The following is a 12034-nucleotide window of genomic DNA, read 5'->3' as shown; positions in this document are numbered from 1 at the left end:
AGCCGGTGCTTCGCCACCGTGGCGGAATCAAAGTTCCACGGGTGATCCAGCGGATTTAGGGAGTTCGCCATCCCGCGACTGCGGATCGCCAACTGCATGGCAATATCCGTTCGCAAAGCCTGTAGAGGGAACGGCATCACAGCTTCACCTCCGGGCGAGCGGCGAGCATGGCGGCCCAAATTTCTGGAGCTTCATAGCGGATCAGCCATGGGTTGGCTTTCTCGACTGCAATCTGCATGGCCTCTGTTGGCTCCACCGGCACCAGCACGTAGCCCTCGGGCGGCGAGAGGGCGGCGGCGATGGCGCTGATCGCGGCCTGATCGTTCCTGTCGAGGCCAGCACCGCATCCAACGTGATAGGCGTCCTCGTGCAGCCCAAGCTTTCGCAGCTCGGCATCCAGCAGCTCCCGCGCCCGCTTCTCGATGGCGTCCATCACGCTGCCCTCCTGTTGGTCGGCGCGAACTGCGCCAGTCGTTCCACCGCGCTGTCCGACCAGCGCACCCGGTCCGAGAACTCGGCGTGGATGAAGGTGAGGAAGTCGCCCATCTTCCGGCGGCTGTACTTGCTGGTCCGGGCGCCGAGCATCACCACGCCACCGCGCAGGCCGGGTGCCCACTCGGTCTCTTCCTCGAACGCTGCGGTCAGCACGTCCTTCCAGTCGTAGGGCGTGGCCTGCCTGGTGCTGCCGTCGCGGCGGGTGATCACGAGCGGCACCTGCCTAGCGATGTCGCTCAGCGCCGGCCACATCGCCGCGTTCTGGTCCAGCGTCCGCTTCGGCTCGTCCAGGGTGATCTGCACCGGGCCGCCTCTGATCCAGTCATTGATACCGCTCACGACGTTGGACAGCACCTGCGGCCAGTTGCGGTTGGTCTGCGGGTCGATCAGGAAGGTGCGCTTCATTTCCTCTCCTCGCAGTAGTCCCACAGCGCGAACACGGAGAACGCTCCACACAGAAAGGTGTTAACCCCAAAGCCTGATAAGGCGAACGGGGAATTGATCAACACCATTGCAACGCTGATCCCCGTCTTCGGGTACTTCCGCAGAAACCTCATCCCCGCTTCCTCCTGATCTGCTCGTCTCGTTCGTCGTAGCCGGCTAGCCATGCTTGGCGCAGCGCCAGCCCGTCCTCGCCCATGGCGTAGAGCGGGACCGAATTGCGGTCCTTGTGCGCGTCGCGCATCCACCGGCCGGTCTGGCGGGCGCGTTCCAGTTCGTAAGCCGGGACCATCAGAACTCCCTCCCCAGGTCGGCGAAGCGCATGGTTTCGCTGAGGAAGGCCACCTTCTTGAACCCGGTCGGCCCGTGCCGGTTCTTCTCGATCAGGATCTCGGCGATGCCGCGGTCCTGCGTTTCGCGGTTGTAGACCTCGTCCCGGTACAGCATCAGGATCTGGTCGGCCTCGCGGGTCAGCTCGTCGCTGTTGGCCAGGTCGCCGGCGGTCGGACGCTTGTCCCCTACCCGCTGGTCGACGCCCTTCACCACCTGTGCCAGCGCGACGACCGGGATCTGCAGGTCACGGGCGAGATTCTTCATGCCGCGCGCCACCTGCGAAACCTCGGTGATGCGGTCCGCGCGGGGCACAGTGATGCGTTGTGCATAGTCGATGAACAGGCAGCCGATGCCGTGGGTGTGCTTCCACTTCCGGGCGATACCGACGAGCTCGTCCAGCGTCACGGCCGAGCGGTCGTAGATCCACATGTCGCGCGCTATGGCTTGGCCCATGCTCGACTGCAGCCGGCCCCAATCCTCGTCCTCCAGCTGCCCGCTGCGAAGGCGAGAGGCGGCGACGGACGACACCAGCGACAGGCGGCGCAGGGCCAGCTGCACGGCCGGCTGCTCGGCGCTGATGACGCCAGGGCGCTTGCCGGCATCCGCCGCCGCCTCGATCAGGCCACCGAGGAACGCTGTCTTGCCCATGGCGGGCCGGCCACCGATGATCGTCAGGTCGCTGTCGTGCCAACCACCCAGGATCTCGTCCAGCGCGGCCAAGCCCGTCGGGATGCCCGGCAGACGACCGCCGGATGCGTGGTTGCGCTCGACCTCGCGCCATGCCTGCTGCAGCGCCTGCTTACCGGTGTACTCGCACGCAGTCACCACGGCGTTGAGCGCTAGCAGCCGGCCGGCGGCCACGTCGACCGCGTCCTCCTCGCCGGCGCGGGCAGCAGACACCAGCTGCAGGCCAACAGCCACGGCCTCGCGGCGGCGCCAGTTCTCGCGGACGATCTCGGCATAGGCCAGCGCGGCCGAGGCGCTCGGAACCGTAGACGCGAGGTGGACGGCGTAGTCGAAGTCTTCCGGGGAAGCCTCACCGATGGTCACGGTGTCGGCGTCTTCGCCGGCCAGCACGCGATCGCGGATCAGTCCGAAAATCCGAGCGCGCTGCGGGCTGGTGAAGTGGTCTGCGCCGATCAGCGGTGCCACGTCGTGGAACCGCTCGTTCTGCAGCAGCAGGCCGCCGATCACGGCCTCCTCGGCGAAGGCTGGGGCAACGTTGCTCACAGCGCCCTCCTTCCGCCGCCAGCCTGCTGCGGCTGGGTCAGCTGCAGCACCTGCGCCGGCACTCGCTCAGTCGCCCGGCTCAGCCAGCCGTTGATGAACTTCGGCGTGCCGCGCCGCGTCTTGCGGTTCTGCGGGTTGGCCACCGCCCACGCCCTGGCCTTGCGGATCTCGCCCACCACGTCGATCCGGGGATAAGCGGCGCGGAACTCGGCCAGCTCGGCATCGGTCACGGCGTACTCGGAACCGTCGGCCAGCGGGATGGTCAGAACCTCCCCTTGCATCCCCTCCGGAGTAGAAACAGGAACAGGAGCAGGAACAGGAGAGTTTCCTAACGGTTTGGAAACCGTTTCGGAAACTCCGATCGATGCGAGGATTTCATCCTTGAAAGCCAGCGAGTCAGGCAGAGCCTGGGCAAGCTTGGCGATCGACTTCTGCTGGTTCGGATTGTCCGGGCGGTTCCACTTCACGAACTTGACGATCCAGACGACCTTGGTCGCGCGGTCGTACTTCACGAACCCGGCTTCCGAAAGGGTTTCCAAACCGTTCTGGAACCGTTCCGAATCCCAGCCAAGATCCTCACAGGCATAGGCATCGGGCAGCCGGAATGCACCCAGCATCGTCGTGTGCTGGCTCGTCATCAGGTAGATCGCCAGCAGGCGAGCATCGGATTCCAGCCCCAGCATCGTCTCGCTGGCCCAGAACCCGGTGTGGATCTTTCCGTAGTCGCGCATTACGCCGCTCCCAACAGGTCAGGCTGCGGCGTAGCCGTGCGCCGGGCTTCCACCCTGGCCTGCTCGGCCGCGCATCGGGACAGGTGCGCGACGATCTCCTCGCGCGTCATAGGCGGGCTGGACTCGATGACCCGGATGCACTCGTCCAGATGCTGCAGCAGCTCGCGGTTCTTCATTGGCGGACCTCATCAGGTCGGCCAGGCGCTCGACCTCGCAGATGCCGTCCAGAGCGGCCTGCAGGTTGAGGAACTGGCGCAGGAGGTTGGAGCCGGTCGCGGCGCACAGCGGGCCGACCAGCTTCTCGGGGATCGGGCGGACGCCGTTCTGCATCCGCGAGATGTAGGACTTCGACTTGCCGATGCAGGCCGCCACGTATTCCAGCTTGTGGTGGCCAGCGCGGATCATCACGGCCAGCGCGTGCGCCGCCGATTCGATCTGCCGGACGATCTGCGAGGACGCGTCTTTCGGGGCGTGGTGCACGCCGAACGCGAGCCTCAGTTCTTTTTGGTTGCCAGGGGTTGCCATGCGTTGCCTATCGTTGCCAAGCCCTCTCGGGCGGAATAAAGGCCCAACCCACAACGGATTGAGCCAAGTGAATTCAGAGGTGACGCGGTCGAGCGGTGTCGTTGAACTGGTGCCGGTTGCCGGCCGGCTGTTCGTGCTGAGGCGCTACGGGGATCGGGTGCGAATCACCCAGGTGGAGCGAAAGAACCCGCCCGCTCCCGGCAGCGGCACCGTGGTGCCCTTCCCTGCCCGGGGTCGGTGAGGTGGTCATGTCATGCGCTCAAGGCCAAGGCGGGCGCCCTCTCGCGGTAGGATGCGAATGCCAGTCCGCAACCTGCCAACGAGAGGGATCCCATGAGCATTTGCCCGCACTGCAAGAAGAGCTTCAGCACCGTGACCATTGGCGAAGTAAGCGCGAGCGTTCCGTTCGGGCGAAGGACGTTCAAAGCGCTGTCGTACAACTGCCCGCACATCGGATGCGGGGTTTCCTTGGGCGTCGAAATCGACCCCATTGCAGTTCGCACAGAAATCGTGGCGCAGGTCATCGACGCGCTCCAGGATCCGAAACGGAAGTAGTTCGCCAGCACCCGCATGCACCCGGGTCGCCGCTACCGAGGCAGGTGGCGGCGTGCCCCTTGCAAGGGGCTGTGCCGGTGGCCGTGCTGTCCGACTCGCCGTGGCCGAGGACGCGGTTCAATAGGTCGATTTCCGCAACCTCAGCCACCTGGGCCAGGGTCAGCGCACCGTGCGGACTTAAGTCCTTCTCGGCGTGCAGCACGACATGGGCGGAGATCGCGTTGCCGTCGGCATCTGCGACCACTCTCAACGCAATCCATCCGAGGTGGATGGTCTTGTTGTCATCACGCTGCACGGCTGGCCCCCTTCTTGCGGCGAGCGGCTTTGCGCTCGGTAGCGGTGGCAAGGTCAACCAGCGCCTTCCCCACCTCGTAGGTCGGCTGCATCAGGCCGCGTCGGATCCGGTTGATGGTGGACTGCCGGGCGCCCACAGCAGAGCCAATGCTCTGTTCGGTCAGCCCAGCAGCGCGGAGACGTTCAATGGCGAGTGATGGGTTCATAGCGTCGGAAAATATCCCATTCGGGATACCATTGGAATCCCCAAATGCATTTTGTCCGACGAACGGTATGCGGGATCATCCCCATATGCATGCCGATGACCTGCCCCGCCGAAATCTGCGACACCTGATTGCCATCAACCGAACGACCGCTGCTGACGCCGCAGTCGCCTCGGGGGCGGGCCAGTCCTGGGTGAGCCGCTATATGACCGGGAAGATCAGCAAGCCCAACCCCGAGAAGCTGGCCCAGCTTGCAGCGCACTTCGGAGTTCCGATCAGCGACCTGATGTGGAAAGACCTGTCGAGTTCAGGTGCGCCGTCACAGTCTCAGCCGGTGGGATCCGAGCGCGCCATAGTCGAGGCCGCAGTGAAGCTGGTGCGCGAGCTGGAGGCCATATCCCCCGATGCCCCCTCCCCCGACACCTATGCGGAACGTCTCTACGTGGCCATGAAGGTGGTCCGGGATGAGGGTGCCGAAGGCGTCTTGGACGATAGCAACGTCATCGTCGCGCTACGCCGCTTTGCTGCCGAACTCCGCAAAACAGGGTGAGGACGATGACATGGCAATCAGCGACGAGCGGCTGAAGGAACTGGCAATGGAAATGGCTGTGGCGATGGGCGTCCAGCCACGGGCAAAGCCCTCACCGACTCTTGTCCGGCGAGGCCAAGTGATCGCCTTCCAGCGATCAGGGATGGATAGCGCTTTGCGTGACGTTGTCTGCGCCAGGATCAAAGACCTCGCCAGAATGTACTGGCTCGCTTGGCTTGTCCGGCAAGAGACTGCACATGTGCGCGGCGTCATTGAGTGCTTGACCGACGATGAGCTGATGGATTTGAAGGACAAAATGGAGCGAGCCAGGGAATGCCGTGTGGAAGGCATCGGGTTCGATGAAGCAGGCCTGGTCAGGGAGCAAAGACTGTGATCGCAGCAATTCTTGCACTAGCGTTAGGCACCACGGCGACTACCGATCGATGGGTAGAGGTTGGCGCAACTGTGGTGGGCGGTAGCGTGTATGTGGACAAGTCAACCGTTCTGAAATCTGAGGACGGCACCACGGTTTGGGTCAAGTTCGTCGGCGGTGGTGAACGTGTCCTAGGCTCGCCACTCGCCGCCGAAGCGATGGCCCGCGTTTCATTCTCCTGCTCCAAGATGACCTACTCCGTCCATGAGGTGGTGCGCCGCGATGGCGCTGGACGTCCTCTACCTCCGCAGGCGAACGACAAAGTCGAGGGGCGCACTGTGGTGCCGGATACGATCTACGAAGCCCTGTGGAACGCCACCTGCCGCTGACTAGGTAGGAGTTCTACCTACCGTTCGTCGGCTGATGCATAAAAATATCCCGTTCGGGATTGCGTCAGTATCCCGTTGTGCATATCTTAGTCGCCAACGCCCCACCACAGCCCATCCCGGGCCGGGGCCTGGAGACGAAGATGGCCGCCATCGCATTTGGACTGCCCCGCTCGACCACCCGGACCGGCTATGCGTCGGTCCGCGACCACAAGCGTTCCATCGAGCTGACCCGGGAAGAGCGCGGCCTGCCGCTGCACCCGGCCAATGCCTTCATCACCTGCTCGGACTGTGACGGCACCGGCGAACACGTCCGCAACGACAGCGCCAGCGGCGATCCGCAGTGCGAGTACGGCGTGGCCTGCGGCCGCTGCGGCGGCGAAGGCGAGATTGCCGACGGTCTGATCGACCCGCTACTGCTGGTGGCGAAGTACCGCAAGGGCCGCTTCGGCTGGGCCATGAGCGAGCGCCGGGCGGCTGACCGCCGGCATTCCTACAACCTGTACCGGATGCGCGCGATGCGCCCCTGCAGCGGTCTGGCTGCGGTCGACATGCGGGCCCGGGCGCAGATGTGCGCCAACGACGCAGCCCGCGCATTGCAGCAGGTGGCCGCATGACCGCCGCTGACCGAGCCCTGCACTTCCAGGCGCTGAAGCTGGCTTCGGGCTACCTGCTGGCCTTCTGCATGGGCGTCGCGTTCGCCGTCATGGTCCAGGCGGTGCTGTCGTGAGTCGGCGCCTCACGGATGCGGAGCGCGTCGCACACAGCGACTTCCTGGCGTCGACGTCTGGCATCACCACCAGCACGGACCACTTCCTGGCCGGAATCGACTACGCGCGGTCGCTGTTCGCTGAGGTTCTGGCCGCCGCCCGCGCATCCCTCGCGGCCCGCGACCTGGCAGAACAAATGGCCGCCGACGACCGCCTGCACGCCGCTCTGGCCGCGTGCGAACCGGAGACGCGACATGAACCCGTTTGACCGGCTGGACGCGGCCTTCGCCGACCAGTTCTGCCTGCCGCCAATCGCCCCGCCGATGTCGCTGGCGGAAGCCCGAGAACAACGGAACCGCGAGGCCGTGGACGGCCTGTGCGTGGAGGAAAACGACCATGAGTAGCCGCCTACGCATCGCCTGGGCCGCCGTCGCGCTGTTCGCCGCCGTCGTCGTGCCGCTGCGCATCGCCGAGATCCACCAGGCCCACACCGACCGTGACGCTGCGAAAGCCCGATGGGCTGCAACCAGCAGCGTGCGCGGCTGAATTCCCCCGCCCTCACGGGCCCCGCGCCGGCCGGGATTCCACGACGCCGGCATCTATTCCCACCCGACAAAGGAACTGCCATGTCCGAAGCCCTGATTCCACTCGAATCCGTCAATGCCGTCGAGGCCTTCACCGGCGGCGGACTGGACGACCTCCTGGCCCGCATTCGCGCTGAGGCCGTCACCCTGGTACCGAACGTCAAGACGGTTGCCGGCCGCAAGGAAATCGCCTCGATCGCCTACAAGGTGTCGCGCTCGAAGATCGCCATCGATGACGCCGGCAAGGCGCTGGTGGCCGACCTGAAGAAGCAGACCGGCGACATCGACTCGGCCCGCAAGAAGGCCCGCGACACCCTTGACGCGCTGCGCGACGAAGTGCGCAAGCCGCTCACCGACTGGGAAGAAGAGCAGGCCCGCATTGAGCGCGAGCGCGCCGAGGCCGAGGAACGCGCCCGTTCTGAGGCCGAAGCGGCCCGCCTGGCCGAGATCGCCCGGAAGGAAGAAGAGATCCGCGCCCGCGAGGAAGCCGTGCGCGCCGCTGAAGAGGCAGAGCGCCAGCGCGTTGCAGCTGAGCAGGCCGAGCGTGAGCGCGTCGAGCGCGAGGCCCGCCTGCAGGCTGAGGCCGCAGAGAACGCGAAGCGCGAGGCAGCTGCTGCCGTGGAGCGTGCCGAACGTGAGGCGCGCGAAGCCACCGAGCGCGCAGCCCGTGAGGCAGCCGAAGCCGAACAGCGTGCCAAGGATGCCGCCGAGAAGGCCGAGCGCGAAAAGGCTGAAGCCGTCGCCGCCGCTGAGCGCCGCGCGCAGGAAGAAGCTGAGCGCGCCGAGCGTGAGCGGCAGGCCCAGGCCGATGCCCAGCGCAAGGCGGACGAAGCACGCGCCGCCGACGTCGAACACCGCCGTTCGATCAACCGCGCCGCCATGGCCGCGCTGATCGCCCAGGGCATCAGCGAAGACGATGCCGCCACCGTTATCACCGCCATCGTGCAGGGCAAGGTCCCGGCCGTGGCCATCCGCTACTGAGGCACCCATGAACCAGATGACCACCCGCGCCGCTGTCGGCGCCCTGATGACCAGCGAGCAGGCCGAAGCTATCCGCGGCGCGTTGAAGTCGAGCCTGTACCCGGGCGCCAGTGATGCGTCCATCGACATGGTGCTGAGCTACTGCCAGGCGGCCGGGCTCGACCCGATGACCAAGCCGGTGCACATCGTGCCCATGAAGGTGAAGATCGGCGAGAACCCCGACGGCACCCCCGTCAACGGCATGCGCGACGTGGTTATGCCCGGCATCGGCCTGTACCGCATCAACGCCTCCCGCACGGGTCAGTACGCCGGCTGCAGTGAACCCGAGTTCGGACCAACCTGCACCATGGAGTCGGTGCGCGACGTGTGGTCGGATGGTCCCAATGGGCGCAGGCAGAAGACGCAGAAAGCTATTCAGCTGCTCTACCCAGAATGGTGTCGCGTAACGGTCCGCAAGCTGCTCGGCAACCAGGTGGTGGAGTTCTCCGCCAAGGAATACTGGCTGGAGAACTACGCTTCCAAGAGCGATGGCAGCCCGAACGCCATGTGGGAAAAGCGCGCCTTCGGCCAGCTGGCGAAGTGTGCAGAGGCCCAGGCGTTGCGCAAGGCGTTCCCGGAAGCGGTCGGCTCCCAGCCCACCGCCGAGGAAATGGAAGGCAAGGAAATCATTGACGGCGAGACGGTGCGCGCTGATCGCCGCCCCTCCACCGCTGGCGCCATCACCCGCCAGCAGCAGGCCGAGCCGCAAGACACCCCGGAGCGCCAAGCGCTGTACGCCAGCCTGAAGGATTTCGCCGACTGCGGAATGGAGGAATACGAGGGCGCCTGGGGCCGCCTGACCAAGGAGCAGCGACAGCTGATCGGCAGCGCGGGCCATGAAACGCTGAAGGGCATCGCCGAACGCGCAAGCGCCACCGTAGTCGAAGAAGGCGACCAGCAGCCTGCAGCCGATGAAGAGGTGCCGCTGTGATCGTCATCGGGTGCGACCAGGGCAGCGAGGCGTGGCACCGCGCCCGCGCCGGCATCATCACGGCCAGCATGTTCGCCACCGCGCGCTCGCGCGTGGGCGAGCTGACCGGCCAGCAGCGCACCTACGTGGACGCGGTGCTGTCCGGCCTGGCCGAGAAGACCGCAATGGAGCGCGCCGGATACAAGGCCGTGCCGCGCTCGGCAATCATCGAGAAGGCCATCGCCGGCGAGCCCATCGGCGATTTCAGCGAGGCGTCGAAGAACTACGCCTTCCGGCTGGCTATCGAGCGAATCAGCGGCGAGCCGCTGGGCGAAGGCTTCGAGACGTTCGCCATGCGCCGCGGCCATGAGCTGGAACCGGAAGCTCGCGCCGAGCATGAGGTGCAGTCCGGCCTGCTGGTGAAACGCGCTGGGTTCGTGTTGAGCGACTGCGGCGACTACGGCTGCTCGGCTGACGGCTTCATCGGCGAGGACGGCGGCAGCGAATACAAGTGCTTCATCAACCCCGAGAAGCTGCGCGCGTTCCACATCGACAACGATGCGAGCGAGGTGTTCGAGCAGGCCCAGGGCTGCATGTGGCTGACCGGCCGGCAGTGGTGGCACATCGGCCTGTACTGCCCGGCGCTGGCCGCCGTGGGCAAGCAGCTGTGGTGGCGCCGCTTCGACCGCGACGAGGCGTTCATCGCCAAGCTGCGCGCGGACCTGGAACCGTTCCGGCAGATGGTGGCCGGGTTTGAGCACAGTCTGCGTGCTGGCGATCACCAGGAGGCCGCCTGATGGACGTGACGATCTACCCCAGCCACGCCAAATGCCTGCGCCGTGCCGGCCTCGCCCGCGCCCAGCTGTTCGCGCAGGTGATCGAGGGCAAGCGCTACACCACCAGGCAGGTGGCCGAGATTCTGGACGTCTCGCGCAGCACGGCCTACGACCGGATCAAGCGCGGCCCCTACCCGCTCACCTGGGCCAACCTGATGAAGGCTCGCCTGCCATGAAGACCTGCACGAAGTGCGCGGCCCGGCTGCCGCTGCGGTTCTTCCCTCTGATCAACGGCAAGGCCACCGCCGCGTGCGCGCCCTGCCGGAACACCGAGCGCCGCCTGCATGACCCGCTGCGCCCCCTGCGCCGCGATCCGCTGCAGGTGCGCCTCAACAACCTCACCAACCTGTGGCACGGGCCAGTGCGCCGCGTGCCGCTCAGGAGCCACGCATGACGAATCGAACCAAGCCGGCCTACCCCTCCGAAGGCCGGATGAATGCACCGAGTGGACTGACCAAGCGCGAGCTGTTCGCCGCGATGGCGATGCAGGGGCTTCTCGCAAGCGGCAAGGCATGGAATGGACCGATGGGTTGGATCGGTGAGGAGTCTGTCCGCGTCGCGGACTCGCTACTAGAAACCTTGGAGAAGACCGCATGACCAGCATCCACGTACAGCCGACCTTCGACCTGGCCACGCAGGCCGAGAAGGACCGCCAGCGGGCCGAGATCGCCGGCGACGTGGCGCAGTTCCTGCGCTCGGGCGGCAAGGTCCAGAAGCTCGGCAACAGCCCCATCGACCGATCCACCATCAGCCGCCGCCAGGTGGTCGAGGGTGGCCACGACAGCCGCACGAAGAAGGGAGCGCGCGCATGAAGACCATCGAGTACTCCATCAGCGAAGCCGACGCCGTGCGCCACCTGATCGTGTGCGACACACAGTTCACGTGGGCTGGCGTCACCAATCTCACGTTGCCGCAGATGATGGATCTGCAGGCCCGTGGCTGGGTTGTGGAAGGCGCTGAAAACGACGAGTTCCAGCTGACCGAGGCTGGCGAGGCAGTCGTTGCCAGGGCGCTACAGGCCGGGAGTGGCAGCGACGATGCGCTACAGGAAGTGGCCCGCAAGATTCGCGCACGCGCCGCCAGCGAGGGCACGGCTCAGCAACACGGAAAGCAGTACGTGGCAGGCCTTCGCACCGCTGCGAACATGATCGACGCCGCAATGGGAGCATCCGCATGACCACCGACAACAAGACCCTGGCGGACGTGCAGCCCGGTGGGAGGGTGAGGCTGGGGGATCAGGCCGAGCTGGATCGGCATGAATTTCAGGCGTGGACACGCGAGCTGCTCCCCTGTCCGCTCTGCGGAAACGTTGCCGAGTTCGTGCCGTACAAGGACAACGGGCTGACCCTGAAGTGCAAGAGCATGGGATGCATCCAGCGGAACCAGCGCACCCTCCGCTACGGAATCGATTGGCTGCGGACCTCGATGGCAGAACACTGGAATACGCGCGCCCTCTCCGCCCAGCCATCCCCGGGTGGTCAGGGGGATGCTCGCAGGCAATGGCTGGAAATCCGTGGGCTGGCCGCAGCCATCGTGAAGAACCTCCAAGCGTTCGCTGATTCGCCACACAAGGCGGCGTGGTGCGGAGCGCTTGACGACTCGCTGTTGTTCGCAGATCAGATCGAAAAGGCTGCCGCTGCCGCCTATGAAGCCGACCTCGAACGGAGGCGCATGGCATGAAATGGGATAGATCGCGACCGGATTACACACGGCGGTTCCTGTGGCTTCCCCGATGCGTGGAGGGCACTTGGTACTGGCTGATTTGGTGTTGGACGCGCTTCTGCGGTGACTGCACTGAGTTCTATTTCGAGGAGCCAGCCTGTCGCCACTGCGGTGGCGGGAAGGTCTTCTGCAACCATTGCATGCGATGGAGGAAGAA

24 protein-coding genes are annotated in these 12034 nt (G+C 65.7%); 17 read left to right on the top strand and 7 right to left on the bottom strand.

Annotation, left to right across the window (positions count from 1 at the left end):
- Positions 1-136 precede the first annotated feature (136 nt).
- The 6 genes from VG556_RS06815 to VG556_RS06790 all read right to left on the bottom strand — a co-directional run bounded on the left by VG556_RS06815 (position 137) and on the right by VG556_RS06790 (position 3755).
- Complete coding sequence (locus VG556_RS06815; protein WP_100449747.1) at positions 137-433, bottom strand: hypothetical protein; 297 nt, start codon at positions 431-433, stop codon at positions 137-139.
- Entirely contained in the window at positions 433-900 is a 468-nt protein-coding gene (locus VG556_RS06810) for a recombination protein NinB (protein WP_100449746.1), read from the bottom strand. The genes VG556_RS06815 and VG556_RS06810 overlap by 1 nt, the downstream gene beginning before the upstream one ends.
- Positions 901-1048: 148 nt before the next feature.
- Complete coding sequence (locus VG556_RS06805) at positions 1049-1228, bottom strand: hypothetical protein (RefSeq protein WP_100449745.1); 180 nt, start codon at positions 1226-1228, stop codon at positions 1049-1051.
- A complete protein-coding gene (locus VG556_RS06800; protein WP_111144175.1) occupies positions 1228-2499 on the bottom strand; it encodes a replicative DNA helicase in 1272 nt (423 codons plus the stop codon). The genes VG556_RS06805 and VG556_RS06800 overlap by 1 nt, the downstream gene beginning before the upstream one ends.
- On the bottom strand, positions 2496-3230 hold the full coding sequence (locus VG556_RS06795; RefSeq protein ID WP_100449743.1) for a hypothetical protein: 735 nt from the start codon (positions 3228-3230) through the stop codon (positions 2496-2498). Before VG556_RS06795 ends, VG556_RS06800 begins: the two co-directional genes overlap by 4 nt.
- An 18-nt stretch (positions 3231-3248) precedes the next feature.
- Positions 3249-3755 carry a hypothetical protein gene (locus tag VG556_RS06790; protein ID WP_100449742.1) on the bottom strand — a complete coding sequence of 169 codons (507 nt, stop codon included), beginning with the start codon at positions 3753-3755 and terminating at the stop codon, positions 3249-3251.
- A 333-nt stretch (positions 3756-4088) separates the two neighbouring features.
- On the opposite strand from VG556_RS06790, the gene VG556_RS06785 reads away from it, so the two are divergent.
- Positions 4089-4310 (top strand): hypothetical protein, encoded by a 222-nt coding sequence (locus VG556_RS06785; RefSeq protein WP_146257707.1) that lies wholly within the window; start codon positions 4089-4091, stop codon positions 4308-4310.
- Positions 4311-4594: 284 nt separating this feature from the next.
- Here the strand turns inward: VG556_RS06785 and VG556_RS06780 are convergent, their stop codons facing one another.
- Positions 4595-4810, bottom strand: a complete 216-nt coding sequence (locus tag VG556_RS06780) for a hypothetical protein (RefSeq protein WP_279923138.1) — start codon at positions 4808-4810, stop codon at positions 4595-4597.
- Between the two features lie 85 nt (positions 4811-4895).
- On the opposite strand from VG556_RS06780, the gene VG556_RS06775 reads away from it, so the two are divergent.
- The 16 genes from VG556_RS06775 (at position 4896) to VG556_RS06700 (ending at position 11835) form a co-directional block, all read left to right on the top strand.
- Positions 4896-5357: a helix-turn-helix domain-containing protein gene (locus VG556_RS06775; protein WP_052304226.1), complete on the top strand. Its 462-nt coding sequence runs from the start codon at positions 4896-4898 to the stop codon at positions 5355-5357.
- A gap of 10 nt (positions 5358-5367) precedes the next feature.
- Positions 5368-5730, top strand: coding sequence for a hypothetical protein (locus tag VG556_RS06770; protein WP_052304225.1), 363 nt, complete (start codon positions 5368-5370; stop codon positions 5728-5730).
- Positions 5727-6098 (top strand): surface-adhesin E family protein, encoded by a 372-nt coding sequence (locus VG556_RS06765; protein ID WP_157355488.1) that lies wholly within the window; start codon positions 5727-5729, stop codon positions 6096-6098. Before VG556_RS06770 ends, VG556_RS06765 begins: the two co-directional genes overlap by 4 nt.
- A gap of 140 nt (positions 6099-6238) precedes the next feature.
- A complete protein-coding gene (locus tag VG556_RS06760) occupies positions 6239-6712 on the top strand; it encodes a hypothetical protein (protein WP_100449738.1) in 474 nt (157 codons plus the stop codon).
- A gap of 109 nt (positions 6713-6821) precedes the next feature.
- Positions 6822-7073, top strand: a complete 252-nt coding sequence (locus VG556_RS06755; RefSeq protein WP_100449737.1) for a hypothetical protein — start codon at positions 6822-6824, stop codon at positions 7071-7073.
- Positions 7060-7209 (top strand): hypothetical protein, encoded by a 150-nt coding sequence (locus VG556_RS06750; protein ID WP_157806039.1) that lies wholly within the window; start codon positions 7060-7062, stop codon positions 7207-7209. The genes VG556_RS06755 and VG556_RS06750 overlap by 14 nt, the downstream gene beginning before the upstream one ends.
- The gene (locus VG556_RS06745) at positions 7202-7351 is read left to right on the top strand and encodes a hypothetical protein (protein ID WP_172412131.1); all 150 of its coding nucleotides are present in this window, start codon (positions 7202-7204) and stop codon (positions 7349-7351) included. Before VG556_RS06750 ends, VG556_RS06745 begins: the two co-directional genes overlap by 8 nt.
- An 80-nt stretch (positions 7352-7431) precedes the next feature.
- Complete coding sequence (locus VG556_RS06740) at positions 7432-8370, top strand: hypothetical protein (RefSeq protein ID WP_100449736.1); 939 nt, start codon at positions 7432-7434, stop codon at positions 8368-8370.
- 7 nt (positions 8371-8377) lie between these two features.
- Positions 8378-9340: a phage recombination protein Bet gene (bet, locus tag VG556_RS06735; RefSeq protein WP_202909960.1), complete on the top strand. Its 963-nt coding sequence runs from the start codon at positions 8378-8380 to the stop codon at positions 9338-9340.
- Entirely contained in the window at positions 9337-10116 is a 780-nt protein-coding gene (locus tag VG556_RS06730; RefSeq protein WP_100449735.1) for a lambda exonuclease family protein, read from the top strand. Before bet ends, VG556_RS06730 begins: the two co-directional genes overlap by 4 nt.
- Entirely contained in the window at positions 10116-10331 is a 216-nt protein-coding gene (locus VG556_RS06725) for a helix-turn-helix domain-containing protein (RefSeq protein ID WP_087786640.1), read from the top strand. The genes VG556_RS06730 and VG556_RS06725 overlap by 1 nt, the downstream gene beginning before the upstream one ends.
- Positions 10328-10549, top strand: a complete 222-nt coding sequence (locus VG556_RS06720; RefSeq protein WP_032962321.1) for a hypothetical protein — start codon at positions 10328-10330, stop codon at positions 10547-10549. The genes VG556_RS06725 and VG556_RS06720 overlap by 4 nt, the downstream gene beginning before the upstream one ends.
- A complete protein-coding gene (locus tag VG556_RS06715) occupies positions 10546-10752 on the top strand; it encodes a hypothetical protein (protein WP_100449734.1) in 207 nt (68 codons plus the stop codon). The genes VG556_RS06720 and VG556_RS06715 overlap by 4 nt, the downstream gene beginning before the upstream one ends.
- On the top strand, positions 10749-10967 hold the full coding sequence (locus VG556_RS06710) for a hypothetical protein (RefSeq protein ID WP_100449733.1): 219 nt from the start codon (positions 10749-10751) through the stop codon (positions 10965-10967). Before VG556_RS06715 ends, VG556_RS06710 begins: the two co-directional genes overlap by 4 nt.
- Positions 10964-11332, top strand: coding sequence for a hypothetical protein (locus tag VG556_RS06705; protein ID WP_100449732.1), 369 nt, complete (start codon positions 10964-10966; stop codon positions 11330-11332). Before VG556_RS06710 ends, VG556_RS06705 begins: the two co-directional genes overlap by 4 nt.
- Positions 11329-11835 (top strand): Lar family restriction alleviation protein, encoded by a 507-nt coding sequence (locus VG556_RS06700; protein ID WP_100449731.1) that lies wholly within the window; start codon positions 11329-11331, stop codon positions 11833-11835. The genes VG556_RS06705 and VG556_RS06700 overlap by 4 nt, the downstream gene beginning before the upstream one ends.
- The last annotated feature ends 199 nt before the right edge of the window (positions 11836-12034 follow it).

Origin of the sequence: Stenotrophomonas sp. CASM106 (assembly GCF_049384825.1) — a bacterium.
Taxonomy (GTDB): Bacteria; Pseudomonadota; Gammaproteobacteria; order Xanthomonadales; family Xanthomonadaceae; genus Stenotrophomonas; species Stenotrophomonas muris.
This window is presented reverse-complemented; position numbering and strand designations above follow the sequence as displayed.

Excerpts from the sequence above, each read along its gene's own strand:
- VG556_RS06815 (WP_100449747.1), bottom strand. The coding sequence starts at position 433 with ATGGACGCCATCGAGAAGCGGGCGCGGGAGCTGCTGGATGCCGAGCTG.
- VG556_RS06810 (WP_100449746.1), bottom strand. The coding sequence starts at position 900 with ATGAAGCGCACCTTCCTGATCGACCCGCAGACCAACCGCAACTGGCCG.
- VG556_RS06805 (WP_100449745.1), bottom strand. The coding sequence starts at position 1,228 with ATGGTCCCGGCTTACGAACTGGAACGCGCCCGCCAGACCGGCCGGTGG.
- VG556_RS06795 (WP_100449743.1), bottom strand. The coding sequence starts at position 3,230 with ATGCGCGACTACGGAAAGATCCACACCGGGTTCTGGGCCAGCGAGACG.
- VG556_RS06790 (WP_100449742.1), bottom strand. The coding sequence starts at position 3,755 with ATGGCAACCCCTGGCAACCAAAAAGAACTGAGGCTCGCGTTCGGCGTG.
- VG556_RS06785 (WP_146257707.1), top strand. The coding sequence starts at position 4,089 with ATGAGCATTTGCCCGCACTGCAAGAAGAGCTTCAGCACCGTGACCATT.
- VG556_RS06780 (WP_279923138.1), bottom strand. The coding sequence starts at position 4,810 with ATGAACCCATCACTCGCCATTGAACGTCTCCGCGCTGCTGGGCTGACC.
- VG556_RS06775 (WP_052304226.1), top strand. The coding sequence starts at position 4,896 with ATGCATGCCGATGACCTGCCCCGCCGAAATCTGCGACACCTGATTGCC.
- VG556_RS06770 (WP_052304225.1), top strand. The coding sequence starts at position 5,368 with ATGGCAATCAGCGACGAGCGGCTGAAGGAACTGGCAATGGAAATGGCT.
- VG556_RS06760 (WP_100449738.1), top strand. The coding sequence starts at position 6,239 with ATGGCCGCCATCGCATTTGGACTGCCCCGCTCGACCACCCGGACCGGC.
- VG556_RS06750 (WP_157806039.1), top strand. The coding sequence starts at position 7,060 with ATGAACCCGTTTGACCGGCTGGACGCGGCCTTCGCCGACCAGTTCTGC.
- VG556_RS06745 (WP_172412131.1), top strand. The coding sequence starts at position 7,202 with ATGAGTAGCCGCCTACGCATCGCCTGGGCCGCCGTCGCGCTGTTCGCC.
- VG556_RS06740 (WP_100449736.1), top strand. The coding sequence starts at position 7,432 with ATGTCCGAAGCCCTGATTCCACTCGAATCCGTCAATGCCGTCGAGGCC.
- bet (WP_202909960.1), top strand. The coding sequence starts at position 8,378 with ATGAACCAGATGACCACCCGCGCCGCTGTCGGCGCCCTGATGACCAGC.
- VG556_RS06725 (WP_087786640.1), top strand. The coding sequence starts at position 10,116 with ATGGACGTGACGATCTACCCCAGCCACGCCAAATGCCTGCGCCGTGCC.
- VG556_RS06720 (WP_032962321.1), top strand. The coding sequence starts at position 10,328 with ATGAAGACCTGCACGAAGTGCGCGGCCCGGCTGCCGCTGCGGTTCTTC.
- VG556_RS06715 (WP_100449734.1), top strand. The coding sequence starts at position 10,546 with ATGACGAATCGAACCAAGCCGGCCTACCCCTCCGAAGGCCGGATGAAT.
- VG556_RS06710 (WP_100449733.1), top strand. The coding sequence starts at position 10,749 with ATGACCAGCATCCACGTACAGCCGACCTTCGACCTGGCCACGCAGGCC.
- VG556_RS06705 (WP_100449732.1), top strand. The coding sequence starts at position 10,964 with ATGAAGACCATCGAGTACTCCATCAGCGAAGCCGACGCCGTGCGCCAC.
- VG556_RS06700 (WP_100449731.1), top strand. The coding sequence starts at position 11,329 with ATGACCACCGACAACAAGACCCTGGCGGACGTGCAGCCCGGTGGGAGG.